We start from the raw sequence: 17,736 nt of genomic DNA, 5'->3' as shown, positions 1-17,736 counted from the left end.
GCATGACCTTCAGCTCGACATCGCTCGAGTCCGAAGCCACGCCGGCGGGTGACTCCAGTTTCGAAACGACACTGGAGTCACCCCCGGCCTCTGGCCGGCGGCTGCTTCGCGCGTTCCTGACCGACTGGGGAGCCATGCTCTCCAGCGCCTACATCCTGCTCATCATCCTGATGGCGATCTTCGCGCCGCTGCTGACGATGCTGAGCGGATGGGGTCCCTACCAGTTCGACCAGTCGGCCATCGACCCGAACCTCGGCGCCATCCCGATCGGACCCTTCGGCGGCATCAGCGCCGAGCACTGGTTCGGCGTCGAGCCCGGGAGCGGTCGCGACATCTTCGCCCGCATCGCCTACGGTGCACGCGTCTCGATGACGGTCGCGCTCTCGGCGACACTGCTCACCACGGTGATCGGCGTCGTGATGGGCCTGCTCGCCGGCTACTTCGGCGGACTCATCGACCTCGTGATCTCCCGCGTCATGGAGTTCCTGATGGCGTTCCCCGCCCTCATCTTCATGATCGCGATCCTCTCGGCCCTCCCCGCCGACAACCGCGTCTTCCTGCTCGTGGTCGTGATCTCGCTGTTCGGCTGGCCCTACCTCGCCCGCATCGTGCGCTCGCAGACGCTCTCGCTCAAGGAGCGCGAGTTCGTCGAAGCCGCCAAGGCATCCGGAGCGACCAGCGTGCGCATCATCTTCCGCGAGATCCTGCCCAACCTGCAATCCACGATCATCGTCATGGCGACCCTCGCGGTGCCGGGCTACATCGGCACCGAGGCGGGACTCTCGTTCCTCGGCGTCGGCGTGGTTCCGCCGACTCCCAGCTGGGGTCAGATGATCGCCGCCGCGACTCCCTGGTACGCGGTCGACCCGATGTACTTCGTGATCCCCGGCGCGTTCCTCTTCCTCCTGGTGCTGTCGTTCACGACCCTGGGTGACCGCATCCGCACCATCGCCACCAGTGGGGAGGCCCGCTCATGATCCGCATCGTCGGCTCACGTCTGCTCGGCATGCTCGTCGTGCTGTTCCTGGTGACGCTGTTCACCTATGCGATCTTCTTCCTGCTCTCGGCAGACCCCGCCGTGCAGATCTGCGGCAAGAACTGCACGCCCGAGCGCATCGAGCAGATCCGTCTCAACCTCGGCCTCGACCAGCCGTTCTGGACCCAGTTCTGGGGCTACGTCGGCGGGCTGTTCACCGGCCGCACCTTCATGGTCGCCGGTGCTGCGGTCGAGTGCGCGGCTCCGTGCCTGGGCTACTCGTTCCAGACCAGCCAGCTCGTGGGCGACATGATCGTGCAGCGGCTGCCCATCACCGCGACCATCGCGATCGGCGCGGCGATCCTCTGGCTGCTCGGTGGCGTCCTCGCCGGTGTGCTCAGCGCGGTCAAGGAGGGCAAGTTCCTCGATCGCTTCTTCGCGGGCCTCACGCTCGGCTCGATGTCGATCCCGAACTACGTGCTCGCCCTGGCGCTGCAGTTCATCTTCGTGGTGGCGCTCGGCTGGCTGCCGTTCCCGCAGGCCGTGAAGTTCTCGGACGATCCGGTGCAGTGGTTCCTCAACTTCATCCTCCCGTGGATCGTCCTGGCGGTCGGCTATGCCGCGGTCTACACGCGCCTCACCCGCGCCAACGTGATCGACACCCTGCAGGAGAACTTCGTGCGCACCGCGCGGGCGAAGGGTCTGCAGCCGGGTCTCGTCTGGCGGCGCCACGCGCTGCGCCCGGCGCTGACCCCGATCGTCACGATCTTCGGGATGGATGTCGCGGGCCTGCTCGGCGGCGCCGTGATCACCGAGACGGTCTTCGGCCTGAACGGCGTCGGCAAGCTCACCGCCGACTCGATCACCGCCAACGACCAGCCCGTCATCATGGCCGTCACCCTGCTGTCGGCGTTCTTCGTGATCATCGGCAACATGGTGGTCGACCTGCTGTACACCGCGATCGATCCGCGCGTCAGAACGGGGGCCACCGCATGAGCGGCACCGAGAACAGCACGGAGGGCAGGATGCCGGATGCGGCGCCCCTGCTGTCGGTGCGAGACCTCACCGTCTCGTTCCGCACGGCCCAGGGCCCTGTCAGCGTCGTGAAGAACCTCGAGTTCGACGTGCCGCGAGGCGGCGCGCTCGGCATCGTCGGCGAATCGGGATCGGGCAAGTCGATGACGAGCCTGGCGATCATGGGCCTGCTGCCCAAGGGTGGCACGGCCACGGGGTCGGTGATGTTCGACGGCGCCGAACTGCTCGGCATGCCCGAGCGAGAGAAGCGTCGCGTGCGCGGCGACCGCATCGCGATGATCTTCCAAGACCCGCTGTCGTCGCTGAACCCCTATTACAAGGTCGGCACGCAGATCGCCGAGGCGTATCTGTCGCACCGCAGCGGCGTCTCGCGCAAGCAGGCTCGGGCGGTCGCGATCGAGGCGATGGAGCGGGTGCACATCCGCGACGCCGCCCGCCGCGTCGACCACTACCCGCACCAGTTCTCGGGCGGCATGCGCCAGCGCATCATGATCGCGATGGCGCTGAGCATGGAACCCGACCTGATCATCGCCGACGAGCCGACCACCGCGCTCGACGTGACGGTGCAGGCGCAGATCCTCGACCTGCTCGACGAGATCCGCGGCGAGACAGGCGCTGGCCTCATCCTCATCACCCACGACCTCGCGGTCGTGAGCGAGGTCACCGACCAGATCGTCGTCATGCGCGCGGGCGAGACCGTCGAGCGCGGCGACGTCGAGCAGGTCTTCAGCGACCCGCAGGCCGACTACACCCGCCGCCTGCTCGACGCGGTGCCGCGCATCGACGACGAGATCGGCGTGCTGCGCACGACCGAGATCACTGTGCCGAACGACGGGAGGAGCGCACGATGAACGCGCCGAACACTCAGACGCCCCTGTTCCGCGGCACGGATCTGGTCAAGGAGTTCGCCACGGGCTCTGCCGGTGTGCTCGGAAAGTCGAAGACCTTCCGAGCCGTCGACAACGTCTCTCTCGAGGTGCACCGCGGTGAGACGCTCGCCGTGGTGGGCGAGTCGGGATCAGGCAAGTCGACCACCGCACGACTCGTCGCCCGACTGATGGATGCCACCAGCGGCAAACTCGAGTTCGAGGGCGCCGATGTGACCCGTGCGAAGGGCTCGGAGCTGCGCGAGTTCCGCGGCGCGGTGCAGGTGATCTTCCAGGACCCGTACTCGTCGCTGAACCCGAAGCACACGGTCGAACGCCTGGTGACGGCGCCGCTGGTCTATCAGGGGCGCAAGATCCCGGGCGGCGCACGCGCGTTCACCCGCGAGCTCATGGAGCGCGTCGGCCTCGACCCGATGCACTCCGAGCGCTACGCCTCGCAGTTCTCGGGCGGGCAGGCACAGCGCATCGGCATCGCCAGGGCGCTGGCGGTGCGGCCCAAGCTCGTCATCTGCGACGAAGCGGTCTCGGCCCTCGACGTCTCGGTGCAGGCGCAGGTCATCAACCTGCTGCGCGACCTGCAGTCCGACGAGGGCTTCGGCTACCTCTTCATCGCGCACGACCTGGCCGTGGTGCGTCAGATCGCCACCCGGGTCGCCGTGATGTCGCAGGGCGCGATCGTCGAGACGGGCATGCGCGACGAGATCTTCGAGCGCCCCGAGCACGAATACACCAGGACGCTGCTGCAGGCGGTTCCGCGCATCAACCCCGAGTGGGACCGCAAGCGCAAGAAGGCCGAGGCCGCGCGAGCGGGCCGGAACCCGGATGCCGCGTCGGATGCCGGCACGTCGGGTGCTGACACTGCACCGGATGCTGTCGCCGCCGCGTCGAGCACGGAGGAGAGCCGATGACCGCCGAGGCGACCCGTACGCCGACCGCGCAGTACATGCTGCCCGGCATCCGGGTGCGTGAGTACCGCACCACGGTGCCGCTCGACTGGCACACCCCCGACGGCGAGACCATCGAGCTGTTCGTGCGCGAGCTGGTCGACCCGGCATCCGACACCGCCGAGCGCCCGTTGCTGACCTACCTGCAGGGCGGCCCGGGCGGTGCGAACCCGCGTCCGCTCGGCCGTGACGGCTGGATCGACGAGGCGCTGCGCGACTACCGCGTGGTGCTCGTCGATCAGCGCGGCACCGGCGGCAGCACCCCGGTGGATGCCGAGATCGTCGCCGAGCGCGGCGACACGGGAGGCGAGTTCCTCGCGTGCTTCCGTGCCGACTCGATCGTGCGCGACCTCGAGCACGTCCGCACCTCTCTCTATGACGGCCGCCGCTGGGCGACTCTCGCGCAGAGCTTCGGCGGCTGGATCACCATGACGTATCTGTCGTTCGCGCCCGAGGGCCTGACGGCGAGCTATGTGTGCGGCGGGGTGCCAGGCATGCCGCCCCGCGCGAGCGAGGTCTACCGCCGCACGTTCGACCGCGTCGAGGCCAAGACGGCCGAGTTCTACCGCCGCTATCCCGACGACGAGGCCGCGGTCGCGCGCATCGCCGATCGGCTGGCTGCGGGTGACGTGCGCCTCCCCGACGGCGACGTGCTGACGGTGCGCCGCTGGCAGTCCCTCGGCATCGACTTCGGCATGAAGCCCGGTTTCGAGCGCCTGCACTGGCTCGTCGAGAAGGCCTTCATCGAGAACGATCGGCTGTCGCCGGCGTTCCTGCAGGACGTGATGACCCTGTCGTCGAGCGCCGGCAACCCGCTGTTCTGGACGCTGCAGGAATCCATCTACGGCGACGAGCACAGCGGCCCGACCGCGTGGGCGGCGCAGGCCGAGCGCGAGCAGCGTGCGCAGTTCGACGAGACCCGCCGGCCGCTGCTGTTCACCGGCGAGATGGCGTTCTCGTGGATGTTCGACGAGGTGCGACTGCTGCGCGGCTTCCGCACCGCGGTCGACCAGCTCGCCGCCAAGACCGACTGGTCGCCGCTCTACGACCGCGCAGCTCTGCAGAGCAACGAGGTGCCGGTGGCCGCGGTCGTCTACTTCGACGACATGTACGTCGACGCCGGACTGCAGCTCGAGACGCTGAAGGGCGTCGGCAACTCGCAGTACTGGGTGACCAACGAATACGAACACGACGGGATCGGATCGGGCCGCACGCTGACGCGCCTGAGAGAACTCGTCAGAGACCGCGGAGGAGAGCGCGCATGAGCGACACGACCACCGGAGCACGCCCGCCCTATGCGGGAACCCGCTACCCCAAACTGGCGCAGATCCCCGCCTTCCGCGAGTTCATCGCGCAGGGCTGGGACGACGTGCCCACGCGCCCCGACCTGCCGGTCGGCACCGCGCAGGCCTCCGCCGCGCACCGCGAGCGACTGAGCGCAGCGATGCCCGGTCAGACCCTGGTGCTGAGCTCGGGCATCGCCCCGGTGCGCAACGACGACTCGTCGTACGGCTTCCGTGCCGACAGCAGCTTCGTGTGGGCGACCGGATGCCAGACCGAAGACGCCACCCTCGTGATGTGGGCGCGCCCCGGCGGCCACGACGCCGTGCTCTACATGCCTGCCCCGTTCCGCCCCGGCGACGACGGCTTCTTCAGCAACGCGCTGCACGGCGAACTGTGGGTCGGTCCCTCGGCGGGCCTTGCGGAATGGGCCGACGAGCTGCAAGTCGCGGTCGAGCCGATCGAGGCGCTTCCCGCCCGCGCCGCCGACCTGCGCGGTGCGCTCGCCGCCCGTTCGGCCTCCGCGCTCGCCGCCGCGCACGACCTCGAGATCTCTGCCGACCTCGAACGCACGCTGTCACGCCTGCGCATGATCAAGGACGAGTGGGAGATCGGTCAGCTGCGGCTCGCGATCGACGCGACGGTCTCGGGCTTCGCCGCCGTGGCCGCCGAGATCCCGCGCGCCATCGCCGACGGCCTGGGCGAGCGCTGGCTGCAGGGCACGTTCGACCGGCATGCCCGCACGCACGGCAACGGACCCGGGTATTCGACGATCGTCGGCTCGGGCTCGCACGCGCCGATCCTGCACTGGGTGCGCTGCGACGGCCCGATCCACCCCGACCAGGCGCTGCTGCTCGACATGGGCGTCGAGGCCCGCTCGCTCTACACCGCCGACGTCACGCGCACGGTGCCCGCCGAGGGCACGTTCAGCGCGGCGCAGCGCGAGGTGCACGACCTGGTCGAGAAGGCGCACCGCGCGGGCCTCGCGCAGATCCGCCCCGGCACGCCCTACCTCGACTTCCACTTCGCCTCGATGCAGGTCGTCGCGCAGGGGCTGCACGACTGGGGCCTGCTGCCGGTGTCGGTCGACGAGGCGCTGTCACCCGAGGGGCAGCAGCATCGCCGGTACCTCGCATGCGGCATCGGCCACCACCTCGGCCTCGACGTGCACGACTGCAGTCAGGCGCACTACGAGGACTACATGGGTGCCGACCTCGAGCCGGGCGTCGTGATGACGGTCGAGCCGGGCCTCTACTTCCACGCCCACGACCTGACCCTGCCGCCCGAGCTGCGCGGCATCGGCGTGCGACTCGAAGACGACATCCTCGTCACGCCGACCGGATCCGACGTGCTCTCCGACGCGCTCCCCATCGATGCCGCGGGCATCGAGGAGTGGACCCGGCGGCAGTGGACAGCGACACAGAGTGAGGCACGATGACCGCGCGCGAGACGACGATGTCAGCCTCCGGCATCCTCTCGTCGGCTCAGCTGCGGCCCTTCCCGCTCGATCGCGTGCAGATCGGCGACGACAGCGTCTTCGCGCGTGCGAAGAACCAGATGCTGCACCTCGCCCGCGTGTATCCGGTCGATCGGCTGCTCGCGGTCTTCCGCGCGAACGCCGGACTCGACACCCGGGGCGCTCTGGCTCCCGGCAACTGGGAAGACTTCGGTCACCCGCGCGAGCAGGCGTGGGGCGAGCACGACTACCCGGGTCGTGAGAACGCGCAGACGGCCAACCTGCTGCGCGGCCACTATGCCGGTCATTTCCTGTCGATGCTCTCGCTCGCCTACGCAGGGGAGCGCGACGAGGCGCTGCGCGCCAAGGTCGACGAGTTCGTCGCCGGGCTCGGCGAGGTGCAGCGCGCGCTCGCCGCGACCGGCCGCTACTCGCACCCCGGTTTTCTCGCCGCCTATGGCGAGTGGCAGTTCTCGCGCCTCGAGCACTTCGCGCCCTACGGCGAGATCTGGGCGCCGTATTACACGACCCACAAGATCATGGCCGGGCTGCTCGACGCCTACGAGCTGGCGGGCAGCGTCGAGGCGCGCGACATCGCGGTGTCGATGGGGCACTGGGTCGCCCACCGCCTGACCCGGCTCGACCACGAGCGCAACCAGCGCATGTGGTCGCTGTACATCGCCGGCGAGTACGGCGGCATGAACGAGACGATGGCGCGGCTGAGCGTCGTCGCCGACGAGCCGCTCTTCCTCGAGGTCGCGCGGCTCTTCGACCAGGACGACCTGATCGCGGCCGGCGTCGACCGTCGCGACGTGCTCACCGACATGCACGCCAACCAGCATCTGCCGCAGCTGATCGGCTACCTGCACGAGTACGACCTGACGGGCGAGCGCCGATACCTCGACGCGGTGCTGGGCCTGTGGGACCAGATCGTGCCCGGTCGCACGTTCGCACACGGCGGCACGGGCGAGAGCGAGCTCTGGGGACCTCCCGGCACGGTCGCGGGCGATATCGGACACCGCAACGCTGAGACCTGCGCCACCTACAACCTGCTCAAGATCGCGCGGCACCTGTTCGCCCTCACCCGCGATGCGCGGTTCATGGCGTACTACGAGCGGGGAGTGCTGAACCACATCCTCGCCTCGCGACGAGACGTCGACTCCGACACGAGTCCCGAGGTCGCCTACATGTTCCCCGTGAACCCGGGCACGGTCGCCGAATACGACAACATCGGCACCTGCTGCGGGGGCACGGGGCTCGAGAACCACGTCAAATACCAGGACACGATCTTCTTCACGTCGGTGCATGCGGATGCGGATGCGGATGCGGATGCGGAGCTGTGGGTCAACCTGTTCACGCCGGCGACGCTCGACTGGCGAGAGCAGCGCGCGACGGTGCGGATGCAGAGCACGCAGCCGCTCGGCGGCCTCACCGAGCTGCGCGTCGACGGCGACGACTTCATCGACGGCGCCACGCTGACCCTGCGCATCCGTGTGCCGGACTGGGCCGTCGAGACGCCGACGCTCAGTGTGAGAAGCGAGACGGCAGGCGGGACGACCGAGACGATCACCGCTCCGGTCGACGACGGATACCTGGTCGTGCGGCGGCCGTGGTCGGCCGGCGAGGTGCTGCGCATCGAGAGCCGCGCCGCGCTGCGCGCCGTGCCCACGCCAGACGACCCCGCGCTGCAGTCGATCGAGTTCGGCCCGTCGGTACTGGTCGCCCGGTCGGATGCGACCACCACCCTCGACCTCGCGCTCGCCCAGCGACGCCGGCTCGACGGCTCGGTGCGCGCCGACGGCAGCAGCTCCATTCGGGGCGCCGATGCGGCGGAGGCGGTCGAGGCCGCTCTGCGATCCGAGGGCGCCGTGCACATCGCCGGAGTGCGGTTCGAACCCGTCTGGACCGGCAGCGATGAGCGGTACCACATGTACGTGCGGGCATCCGGAGCCGAGATCGGATTCGTCGGCGCCGAGACCGGCGTGCCGGTGCGTGTGCGCCACGACGGCACCTCACTGCTCGACGACATCTGGCGCGAACCCGCCCCCGTGACCCGGGCCGACTTCCTCGACCGCGTCGGCCAGACGGCGTCCGCCGCCCGCCGCGACGGACTGCTCTCGCACGGGGAGCTCGTCGAGGTGCTCCGCGCGGCGGCCACGGCCGACGTCGACGGCCTCGGTCGGCATCCGGGCGGCACGGTCATCGAGACCGACGCCGACGCCGAGGTTGAGACAGGCTCCGCGACCGCGACGCAGGCCGTGACCTGGCGCGAGAGCGCCGACGCCGAAGGCATCCGCCTGGTCGAGTGGCTCGTGCCCCGCGCACTCGCCGATGCGCCGATCGCGCCCTCGGTCGCGATCACCACCGGAATGCTGCCCGCTCCGTCGGGCTGGTTCACCGAAGTTCCCACGATCGCCGTGACCGCCGACGACCTCTCGGGAGTCGGCGGCCTGAACGTCGAGGTGTCGCTGGGCGACGGGGAGTGGATGCCGTACACGGCGCCGTTCCCGCTGCCGGGCGACGGCGAGCATCGCGTGCGGGCGCGGGCGACCGATACCTCGGGCGCTGTGGGTCACGCAGCCCGCGACATCGCTGTCGACACGGGAGCACCGGTCTCGAAGGCGACCGTGCGGCGGCTCGGATCCAGCGTCGAGATCACGCTGACCGCCACCGACGAGGTGTCGGGTGTCGAGCGCATCCAATGGGAGGGGCCAGGCACGTTCTGGGCGACGTTCCAGGAAGCCTTCGTGCGTGCGCTCTCCGACGACGAGCAGGTCATCGAGTTCGCGGCCACCGACAGGGCGGGCAACGAAGAGCCCCGTCAGCGGCTGATTCTGCCTGCTCGCGGAGACGTCTCGTGACGGATGCCGGCGGGTCATGGACAGGATCGGCTTCGCCGACTAACATTGCAATTGTACTCATCATCTACTCTGGTGCCGAGGGGCGCCGACAGCACAGGAGTTCTGACTCATGACCGAAAAGAAGCCGTGGCACGGCGTCAACCTCGCCACGACCCTGCCGATCAATCCCGATCTCTCCGTCAACTACGACGCGTATGCCGAGCACATCCGCTTCACCACCGACAACGGCGTGACGGGCATCATCCCCAACGGCTCGCTCGGTGAGTACCAGACGCTCACCGAAGAGGAGCGCAAGCAGGTCTACCTCACCGCCGTCGAGGCGTCGCCCGAGGGCGTCGCCGTGATCCCTGGAGTGGGTGCATACGGCGCGATGGAGAGCGTGCGCTTCACCGAGCACGCCGCCGAGCACGGCGCGCCGGCCGTGATGCTGCTTCCCCCGAACGCCTACCGGGCGAGCGACGACGAGGTCGTCGACCACTACCGTCGCGTCGCCGCCGTGGGCCTGCCGATCCTCGCGTACAACAACCCCATCGACACCAAGATCGACCTGCGCCCCGAGCTGCTCGCGCGCCTGTTCGACGAGGGACTCATCGTCTCGGTCAAGGAGTTCTCGGGCGACGTGCGCAACGCCTACGCGATCCGCGAGCTCGCACCGGGCCTCGACATCTCGATCGGCTCCGACGACGTCGTGCTCGAGCTCGGCATCAACGGCGCCGTCGGCTGGGTCGCCGGCTACCCCAACGCCATCCCGGCATCGACCGTCGAGCTCTACAACCTGTCGACCTCGGGCGACCCCGCCAGCTGGGCCAAGGCGCACGAGATGTACCGCGACCTGCACCCGTTGCTGCGCTGGGACTCGAAGACCTGGTTCGTGCAGGCGATCAAGCTCTCGCAGGAGGTCGCCGGTGTCGCCCCCGCAGGCATCACGACGCGCCCGCCCCGCCTGCCGCTTCCCGACGAGGTGCGCACGCGTATCATCGCCGACACCGAGGCCGTTCTGGCCAAGGGCTACCGCTGATCCGGAGACACCCATGCGAGCACAACGCATCTTCCACGCCGTCGACTCCCATACCGAGGGGATGCCGACGCGCGTGATCGTCGGCGGCGTCGGAGTGATGCCGGGATCGACCATGGAGGAGCGCCGGCAGTGGTTCATGGCCAACAGCGATGACCTTCGTCTGCTGCTCATGAACGAGCCCCGCGGTCACAGCGCCATGAGCGGAGCGATCCTGCAGCCGCCGACGCGACCGGATGCCGACTTCGGCGTGCTCTACATAGAGGTGTCCGGATGCCTGCCCATGTGCGGGCACGGCACGATCGGAGTGGCGACCGTGCTCGTCGAGACGGGCATGGTCCCGATCGTCGAGCCGGTCACCACGATCCGTCTCGACACGCCTGCGGGTCTCGTGATCGCCGAGGTGCACGTCTCGGACGGGCACGCCGACAGCGTCACGCTGCGCAACGTGCCCTCGTTCGTCGTGGCGCTCGATCAGATCGTCGACGTGCCGGGGCTCGGCGCCGTCGAGTACGACCTCGCCTTCGGCGGCAACTTCTATGCGATCGTCTCTCTCGAGCAGATCGGTCTGCCGTTCGACCGCGCGCACAAGGATCAGCTGCTCTCGGCTGGACTCGCGATCATGCAGGCGATCGAGGCGCAGGGCGAGCCGGTGCATCCGGTCGACCCGACGATCCGCGGGTGCCACCACGTGTATCTGAAGGCGCCGGGATCCACCGCGCTGCACTCGCGGCACGCCATGGCGATCTACCCAGGATGGTTCGACCGCTCGCCGTGCGGCACCGGTACGAGCGCCCGCATGGCGCAGCTGCACGCCCGCGGCGAGCTGCCGCTCGACCAGGACTTCATCAACGAGTCGTTCATCGGCACGAGCTTCACCGGCCGCCTCGTCGAGACGACCGAGGTCGCCGGCATTCCCGCCGTCATCCCGACCATCACCGGCCGGGCCTGGGTGACGGGAACCGCGCAGTACATGCTCGACCCGAGCGATCCCTTCCCGCAGGGTTTCGTGCTGTGACGACGGTTCCTGTGCCTTCCGTTCCCGTGATCGGCGTCGACGAGATCGACGCGGCGATCGACCGGCGGGGTGCGGTCGAGGCCATCGCCCAGGCGCTGCGCGACGGGGTCGACATCGAGTCCGACGCCCCGCGCCTGTTCAGCCCGCTCGACAGCGGCGAATTCCTGCTCATGCCGACGCAGTCGCCCGAGCACGCGGGCATCAAGGTCGTCACCATCGCGCCGCGCAACACCGAACGGGGGCTGCCGAAGATCCAGGCCTGGTATCTGGTCTTCGACGCCGAGACGCTGAGCCCCCTCGCGATCCTCGAGGGCGCCCACCTCACCACTCTGCGCACGCCCGCGGTCACGGCGGTCGCGATCAGGGGGATGCTGCAGGCCGATCCGCGGGGAGCCAGGCAGGGCATCGACTCTCTCGCGGTTCTCGGCTCGGGACCGCAGGCCGAGGCGCATGTGCGCACGCTCGTCGACCTCATGCCGGTGGGCGAGGTGAGCATCGTGGGTCGCACGCCGAGCCGCACGGCCGAACTCGTCGAACGGCTTCGCGCCGACGGCATCCGGGCAGAGGCAGTCGCGGCAGAGGCAAGCGCAGGCGCAGGCGCGCTGCGCGCCTGCGATGTCGTCATCACCGCCACCTCGTCGAGCACCCCGGTGCTGAGCCGCGGCGACGTCGGCGATCACGCCGTGGTCGCGGCGATCGGCTCGCACGGCACCGCGCATCGCGAGCTGGCCGCCGACCTGGTGAACGATGCCGATCTGGTCGTCGAGGCGCGGGCATCGGCCTTGCGCGAGAACGGCAACCTGCTGCAGGCCCGAGGTCTCGCCGACTGGCAGGCAGGTGCGCAGTCCGTGACGAATCTGCGAGAGTTGGTGGCGGGTGCGTTCGTGCGCCGTGAGGCTCGACCCGCTGTCTATACGGGCGTCGGAATGAGCTGGGAGGATCTCGCTGTGGTGGCGCAGATCCTGAAGTCGGCGCTCGGCGTCGATGCATCGCCTCAGAGGGGGAACACAGATGTCCGGAACTGACACGCGCAGCCTCGTACGGCTCAGCAAGCAGCCCAGCGTTCGGGACACGGTCACCCGTGCCCTGCGATCGGCGATCATCAGCGGCGAGATGCAGCCGGGCCGCGTGTATTCGGCGCCGAGCCTGGGCGAGGAGTTCGGCACGTCGGCCACTCCGATCCGCGAGGCGATGCTCGACCTGGTGCGCGAAGGACTCGTCGTCGCGATGCCCAACCGCGGCTTCCGCGTGACCGAGGTGTCGTCGCACGACCTGGCCGAGGTCACCGAGCTGCGCCTTTTCCTCGAGCCGCCCGCGGTCGAGAAGGCGACGCCGTTGATCCCCGAATCCGCGTTCGCCGATCTCCGCGGCAAGGCTGAGGAGATCGTCATCGCCGCCGACCGCGGCGACCTCGTGGAGTACCTCAGCGCCGACAGCGACTTCCACCTCGCGATCCTGCAGTATGCGGGCAACGCCAGGCTCACCCAGCTCATCCAGTCGCTGCGTTCGCAGACCCGTCTGTTCGGGCTCGCCGAGCTCTATGAGCGGGGTCACCTCACCAGCTCCGCCAAAGAGCACCACACCATCATGGATGCGATCGAGGCGCGCGACGCGGTGAAGGCGCGCGACCTCGTGTTCTCGCACATCGAGCACGTGCGCGGCGACTGGTCGGGGCACACGGTGGGCGAGCCCCACCCCGCGGAGGCGAACGGCTAGTGGCTCGATCGACAGCACGCGCCGACGTCGTGATCGTCGGGGCGGGAGTCGTCGGTGCCGCGACGGCGTACTTCGCCGCGGCATCCGGGCTCCGCACCATCGTCGTCGAGCGCGGGTCGATCGCCTCGGGGACGAGCAGTCGCTGCGAAGGCAACATCCTCGTATCCGACAAAGAGGTGGGCCCCGAACTCGAGCTGTCGCTCTATTCGCAGCGCGTGTGGCGGGAGGATCTCGCCGAGCACGCGCATCTGTGGGAGTTCGAATCCAAGGGCGGTCTCGTCGTCGCCGGCAGCGCAGGCAGCATGGCGGGGCTGGCCGCACTCGTCGAGCACCAGCGCGAGCTGGGCATCCGTGCCGAGATGATCGACGGCAACGCCGGGCTGCGCGAGGTCGAGCCGTACATCAACCCCGCACTCGTCGGCGGCGCGTTCTACCCCGACGACGCGCAGGTGCAGCCGCTGCTGGCCACCCATCACCTGCTGAAGCTCGCGATCGCGCATGGCGCCGAGCTGCACACCAGAACCTCGGTCCACAGCATCCTCACCGACCACGGCCGCGCGGTCGGAGTCGACACGTCTCTCGGCCGCATCTCGGCCGGTGCCGTGGTCAACTGCGCGGGTCCCTGGAGCGGCGAGGTCGCGGCGCTCGCCGGAGTGCACCTGCCCGTCCTGCCTCGACGCGGTTTCGTGCTGGTCACCGAGCCGGTGCCGATCACGGTGCACCACAAGGTCTACGCCGCCGAGTACGTCGGAGATGTCGCGAGCTCGGATGCCGGTCTGCAGGTCTCACCGGTCGTCGAGGGGACCCCGAGCGGCACGATCCTGCTCGGCGCCAGCCGCGAGCGCGTCGGCTTCGACCGATCGTTCTCGGCCGAGGCGGTCGCGCGCATCGCCGCGAGCGGGCTGGGGCTGTTCCCGGCCCTGCGCGACGTGGGGGTGCAGCGCGCGTACTCGGGGTTCCGCCCGTACTGCCCCGATCACCTTCCGGCGATCGGAGAGGATGCTCGACTGCCAGGGCTCTGGCACGCCGCCGGGCACGAGGGCGCGGGCGTCGGCCTCTCGGTCGGCACCGGCAAGCTGCTCTCGCAGGCCCTGCGATCGCAGCCGACCGACCTCGACCTGACTCCCTTCCGCCCCGAACGACTCGAAGGACTCGTCGCCGCATGACCCGCACGCGCACAGACGACATCGAACCCGCCACCGGCATCGAGTTCGACGGCACACCGGTGCCGTTCACTCCGGGGCAGACGATCGGCGGTGCCCTCGCCGGGGCCGGCATCGTCTCGTGGCGCACGACCCGCCGCGACCACGCCCCACGCGGACTCTTCTGCGGCATCGGAGTGTGCTTCGACTGCCTCGTGACCGTCGACGGCGTGCGCAGCCAGCGCGCCTGCCTGGTCGAGGCGTGCGCGGGGCAGGTCGTGCAGAGCTCCGACCCCGACGAGCCGCTGTCGCTGTCGGAGCTGTCGTCCGGGGCGTCCGAGCAGTCCGAGGCGTCCGAGTCGACGCAGTCCGCCGGCCCGAGCGCACAGGAGCCTCATGTCTGAGCAGAGCATCCCGGCATCCGATCAGCCTCTCGCCGACGTCGCGGTCGTCGGCGCCGGCCCCGCGGGGCTGAGCGCGGCGGTCGTCGCCGCCGAACACGGCCTGCAGGTCGTGTTGATCGACGCGGGGCGCCAGACCGGCGGACAGTACTGGCGTCACCCCGACGAGCGTCATCGTGACGCCTTCGTCGCGCCCGAGAGCACCGGCCACCACCACTGGAACCACTACACCGACCTGCGCGACCGGCTCGCGGCATCCGTGGCATCAGGTCGCATCCGCCATCTCGCCGGACGCCAGGTGTGGCGCACCGACGGCTTCGACGACAGGGTGGCGCTGCGCACCAGCGCAGTGAGCGGCGCCGACGCTCTGCCCCTCGCCGAGCGCACCACGTGGGCGCGACGGCTCGTGATCGCGACCGGCGCCTACGACCGACAGCTGCCCGTGCCCGGATGGACGCTGCCCGGGGTCATGGCCGCCGGCGGCGTGCAGGCGATGCTCAAGGCCAACCAGGTGCGAGCCGGGCGTCGCGCCGTGGTGGCGGGCACCGGGCCCTTCCTGCTGTCGGTCGCCGCGGGACTCGCCGAGGCCGGGGTCGAGGTGGTCGAGGTCGTCGACGCCAATGCGCTGTCGCGCTGGGCGGCCACTCCGCTGCGTGCGCTGCAGGAGCCGGGCAAGCTGTGGGAGGGCGTGCAGTACGCCACCACCTTCCTGCGTCACCGAGTGCCCCTGCGCACGCGGACTGTCGTCACGGCGGTGCGCGGCACCGGGCGGGCGTCCGAGGTCGAGCTGGCCCGCGTCGACGGCAAGGGGCGCGTGCGTCCCGGCTCGACGCGCACCGTGGCCGCCGACCTCGTCGCCTTCGGCTGGGGCTTCACCCCGCAGCTCGAGCTGGCCGTCGGACTGGGCCTGCGCACCCGCATCGATGTCGACGGATCGCTCGTGATCGACGTCGACGACGACCTGCGCGCATCCGATCCGCTCGTCTTCGCCGCGGGGGAGGTCACCGGCATCGGCGGAGCCATCGCATCGTGCGCCGAGGGCGAGCTCGCGGGATCCGCGGTCGCACAGGATCTCGGCGTCTCGACCGACGCCCGACGGATGGCACGGCATCGCCGGCGTCTGCGTCGGGGGCGGCGCTTCGCGATCGGCATGCACCGAGCCAGCCCCGTTCCCGACGCGTGGAATGAGTGGCTGACCCCCGAGACCCACATCTGCCGCTGCGAAGAGGTGACCGCGGCCGAGGTGACCGACGCGGTCGACGGGCTCCGCGCCGACGACGCCAGAGACGTGCGGGTCACCGCCCGCCCCGGCATGGGGCTCTGCCAGGGGCGGGTGTGCGGATTCGCCCTCTCCAAGCTCGTCGCCACCGGCACCGGAGGCGTCGTCGACGCCCCCGCCCTCGAATCCTTGACCAATCGACAGGTGGGCGTGCCCGTGTCGCTCGGCGACCTCGCCGCGCTCGTGCCGCACCACCCGAACCAGGAGGAGTCATGACCATGCACGACACGTCAGACGACAGCGTCGACCAGATCATCGATCGCGCGGTGCGCGCATCCGAGCAGTGGAAGCGCGCCGGCATCGACGAGCGCAGCCGTGCGCTCGTCGCGGTGGCGGATGCCCTCGACCAGCATGCCGACGAGCTGATCCCGATCGCGCAGCGCGAGACGCATCTGGCCGAGCCGCGACTGCGGGGCGAGCTGCGTCGCACGAGCTTCCAGCTGCGCATGTTCGCCGAGATGCTGCCCGAGGGCCTCTGGCTCGACGCCCGCATCGACCACGCCGACGCCGAGTGGCCGATGGGCGCCCCACGCCCCGATCTGCGCCGTCAGCTCGAGCCCATCGGCGCGACGCTCGTCTTCGCCGCGAGCAACTTCCCCTTCGCGTTCTCCGTCGCAGGGGGAGACACCGCGAGTGCGCTCGCCGCGGGCAACGCCGTGGTGCTCAAGGCGCATCACGGACACCCCGAGCTGTCCGACGCGACGGCTGCCGTCGTGATCGATGCCCTCGCCTCGGCCGGGGCGCCCGAAGGCCTCTTCCAGACGATCCACGGCACCGAGGCGGGAGTGCGCGCGCTGCGAGCATCCGGCATCAAGGCCGCGGCGTTCACCGGATCGGTGCGAGGCGGACGCGCCCTGTTCGACATCGCGTCGAGCCGCCCCGAGCCGATTCCCTTCTACGGAGAGCTCGGCAGCACGAACCCCGCGTTCGTGACGCGGCGGGCCGCCGAGAGGGATGCCGCCGGCATCGCCCGCGACTTCGTCGCCTCCGTCACCGGCAGCGCCGGACAGCTCTGCACCAAGCCAGGAGTGCTGTTCGTGCCCGCGGGATCGTCGATCGTCGCGGAGCTCGAGGGCCAGCGGCTCCCGGCCGCATCCGCACTGCTGAACGGTGGGATCGAGAGCGGCTTCCGCGACTCGCTCGCCTCGACCCGGGGAGTCGCGGGCGTGCGCACGCTCTCCGCCGGTGCGAGGTCGGAGGCGGATGCGGATGCGGATGCCGGTGCTCCGTCTCCCGTGCTGCTCGAGACGTCGATCGCGACTCTGCGCGACGAGATGCACACGCTCATGAGCGAGATGTTCGGTCCTGCGGCGCTGGTGGTGACCTACGACGACGAGAACGAGCTGCTCGACATCGCCGACAGCCTCGAGGGGCAGCTGACCGCCACGATCATCGGCGAAGACGACGACGAGATCGCCGTCGACCTTCTTCCCAAGCTGTCGGAGCGGGCGGGACGCGTGCTCTGGAACCAGTGGCCCACCGGAGTGTCGGTGACCTGGGCGCAGCAGCACGGCGGCCCGTACCCGGCGACGACAGCCGTCGGCTCGACCTCGGTGGGAATGGCGGCGATCACCCGGTTCCTGCGGCCCGTTGCCTACCAGAACGTTCCCGAGAGCCTGCTGCCGGATGCCCTCAAAGAGGCGAACCCTCTCGGCATCGCGCGCCGGGTCGATGGCATCCTCATCCAGCCCTGATGCACGGAGCGGGGGCCGATCTCAGGTCGGC

15 protein-coding genes are annotated in these 17,736 nt (G+C 70.0%); all 15 read left to right on the top strand.

Going from position 1 to position 17,736, the window contains the following annotated elements:
• Nucleotides 1–2 precede the first annotated feature (2 nt).
• The 15 genes from BLW44_RS00585 to BLW44_RS00515 all read left to right on the top strand — a co-directional run bounded on the left by BLW44_RS00585 (nucleotide 3) and on the right by BLW44_RS00515 (nucleotide 17,705).
• The gene (locus BLW44_RS00585; RefSeq protein WP_060927757.1) at nucleotides 3–977 is read left to right on the top strand and encodes an ABC transporter permease; all 975 of its coding nucleotides are present in this window, start codon (nucleotides 3–5) and stop codon (nucleotides 975–977) included.
• Nucleotides 974–1,972, top strand: coding sequence for an ABC transporter permease (locus BLW44_RS00580; RefSeq protein WP_060927758.1), 999 nt, complete (start codon nucleotides 974–976; stop codon nucleotides 1,970–1,972). The genes BLW44_RS00585 and BLW44_RS00580 overlap by 4 nt, the downstream gene beginning before the upstream one ends.
• A complete protein-coding gene (locus BLW44_RS00575) occupies nucleotides 1,969–2,862 on the top strand; it encodes an ABC transporter ATP-binding protein (protein ID WP_060927759.1) in 894 nt (297 codons plus the stop codon). The genes BLW44_RS00580 and BLW44_RS00575 overlap by 4 nt, the downstream gene beginning before the upstream one ends.
• A complete protein-coding gene (locus tag BLW44_RS00570) occupies nucleotides 2,859–3,806 on the top strand; it encodes an ATP-binding cassette domain-containing protein (RefSeq protein WP_074731496.1) in 948 nt (315 codons plus the stop codon). Before BLW44_RS00575 ends, BLW44_RS00570 begins: the two co-directional genes overlap by 4 nt.
• Nucleotides 3,803–5,107 (top strand): alpha/beta fold hydrolase, encoded by a 1,305-nt coding sequence (locus tag BLW44_RS00565; RefSeq protein ID WP_060927760.1) that lies wholly within the window; start codon nucleotides 3,803–3,805, stop codon nucleotides 5,105–5,107. The genes BLW44_RS00570 and BLW44_RS00565 overlap by 4 nt, the downstream gene beginning before the upstream one ends.
• Nucleotides 5,104–6,561: an aminopeptidase P family protein gene (locus BLW44_RS00560; protein WP_074731494.1), complete on the top strand. Its 1,458-nt coding sequence runs from the start codon at nucleotides 5,104–5,106 to the stop codon at nucleotides 6,559–6,561. The genes BLW44_RS00565 and BLW44_RS00560 overlap by 4 nt, the downstream gene beginning before the upstream one ends.
• The gene (locus BLW44_RS00555) at nucleotides 6,558–9,440 is read left to right on the top strand and encodes a beta-L-arabinofuranosidase domain-containing protein (protein ID WP_245647458.1); all 2,883 of its coding nucleotides are present in this window, start codon (nucleotides 6,558–6,560) and stop codon (nucleotides 9,438–9,440) included. The genes BLW44_RS00560 and BLW44_RS00555 overlap by 4 nt, the downstream gene beginning before the upstream one ends.
• Nucleotides 9,441–9,549: 109 nt before the next feature.
• Nucleotides 9,550–10,458 (top strand): dihydrodipicolinate synthase family protein, encoded by a 909-nt coding sequence (locus tag BLW44_RS00550; RefSeq protein WP_060927916.1) that lies wholly within the window; start codon nucleotides 9,550–9,552, stop codon nucleotides 10,456–10,458.
• Between the two features lie 13 nt (nucleotides 10,459–10,471).
• Nucleotides 10,472–11,473 carry a proline racemase family protein gene (locus BLW44_RS00545; protein WP_060927917.1) on the top strand — a complete coding sequence of 334 codons (1,002 nt, stop codon included), beginning with the start codon at nucleotides 10,472–10,474 and terminating at the stop codon, nucleotides 11,471–11,473.
• Entirely contained in the window at nucleotides 11,470–12,498 is a 1,029-nt protein-coding gene (locus tag BLW44_RS00540) for an ornithine cyclodeaminase family protein (RefSeq protein ID WP_167347487.1), read from the top strand. Before BLW44_RS00545 ends, BLW44_RS00540 begins: the two co-directional genes overlap by 4 nt.
• A complete protein-coding gene (locus BLW44_RS00535; RefSeq protein WP_139305207.1) occupies nucleotides 12,485–13,189 on the top strand; it encodes a GntR family transcriptional regulator in 705 nt (234 codons plus the stop codon). Before BLW44_RS00540 ends, BLW44_RS00535 begins: the two co-directional genes overlap by 14 nt.
• Nucleotides 13,189–14,355, top strand: coding sequence for an NAD(P)/FAD-dependent oxidoreductase (locus BLW44_RS00530; protein ID WP_060927920.1), 1,167 nt, complete (start codon nucleotides 13,189–13,191; stop codon nucleotides 14,353–14,355). The genes BLW44_RS00535 and BLW44_RS00530 overlap by 1 nt, the downstream gene beginning before the upstream one ends.
• Entirely contained in the window at nucleotides 14,352–14,735 is a 384-nt protein-coding gene (locus tag BLW44_RS18145; protein ID WP_082724600.1) for a (2Fe-2S)-binding protein, read from the top strand. Before BLW44_RS00530 ends, BLW44_RS18145 begins: the two co-directional genes overlap by 4 nt.
• Entirely contained in the window at nucleotides 14,728–16,227 is a 1,500-nt protein-coding gene (locus BLW44_RS00520; protein WP_060927921.1) for an NAD(P)/FAD-dependent oxidoreductase, read from the top strand. Before BLW44_RS18145 ends, BLW44_RS00520 begins: the two co-directional genes overlap by 8 nt.
• Entirely contained in the window at nucleotides 16,224–17,705 is a 1,482-nt protein-coding gene (locus BLW44_RS00515) for an aldehyde dehydrogenase (NADP(+)) (RefSeq protein WP_217632036.1), read from the top strand. Before BLW44_RS00520 ends, BLW44_RS00515 begins: the two co-directional genes overlap by 4 nt.
• Nucleotides 17,706–17,736 lie beyond the last annotated feature (31 nt).

It is taken from the genome of Microbacterium hydrocarbonoxydans, from assembly GCF_900105205.1.
In the GTDB taxonomy this organism is placed as follows: Bacteria; Actinomycetota; Actinomycetes; order Actinomycetales; family Microbacteriaceae; genus Microbacterium; species Microbacterium hydrocarbonoxydans.
Note: the sequence above shows the minus strand (reverse complement) of the source record. Positions and strands in the feature narration are given on the sequence as shown.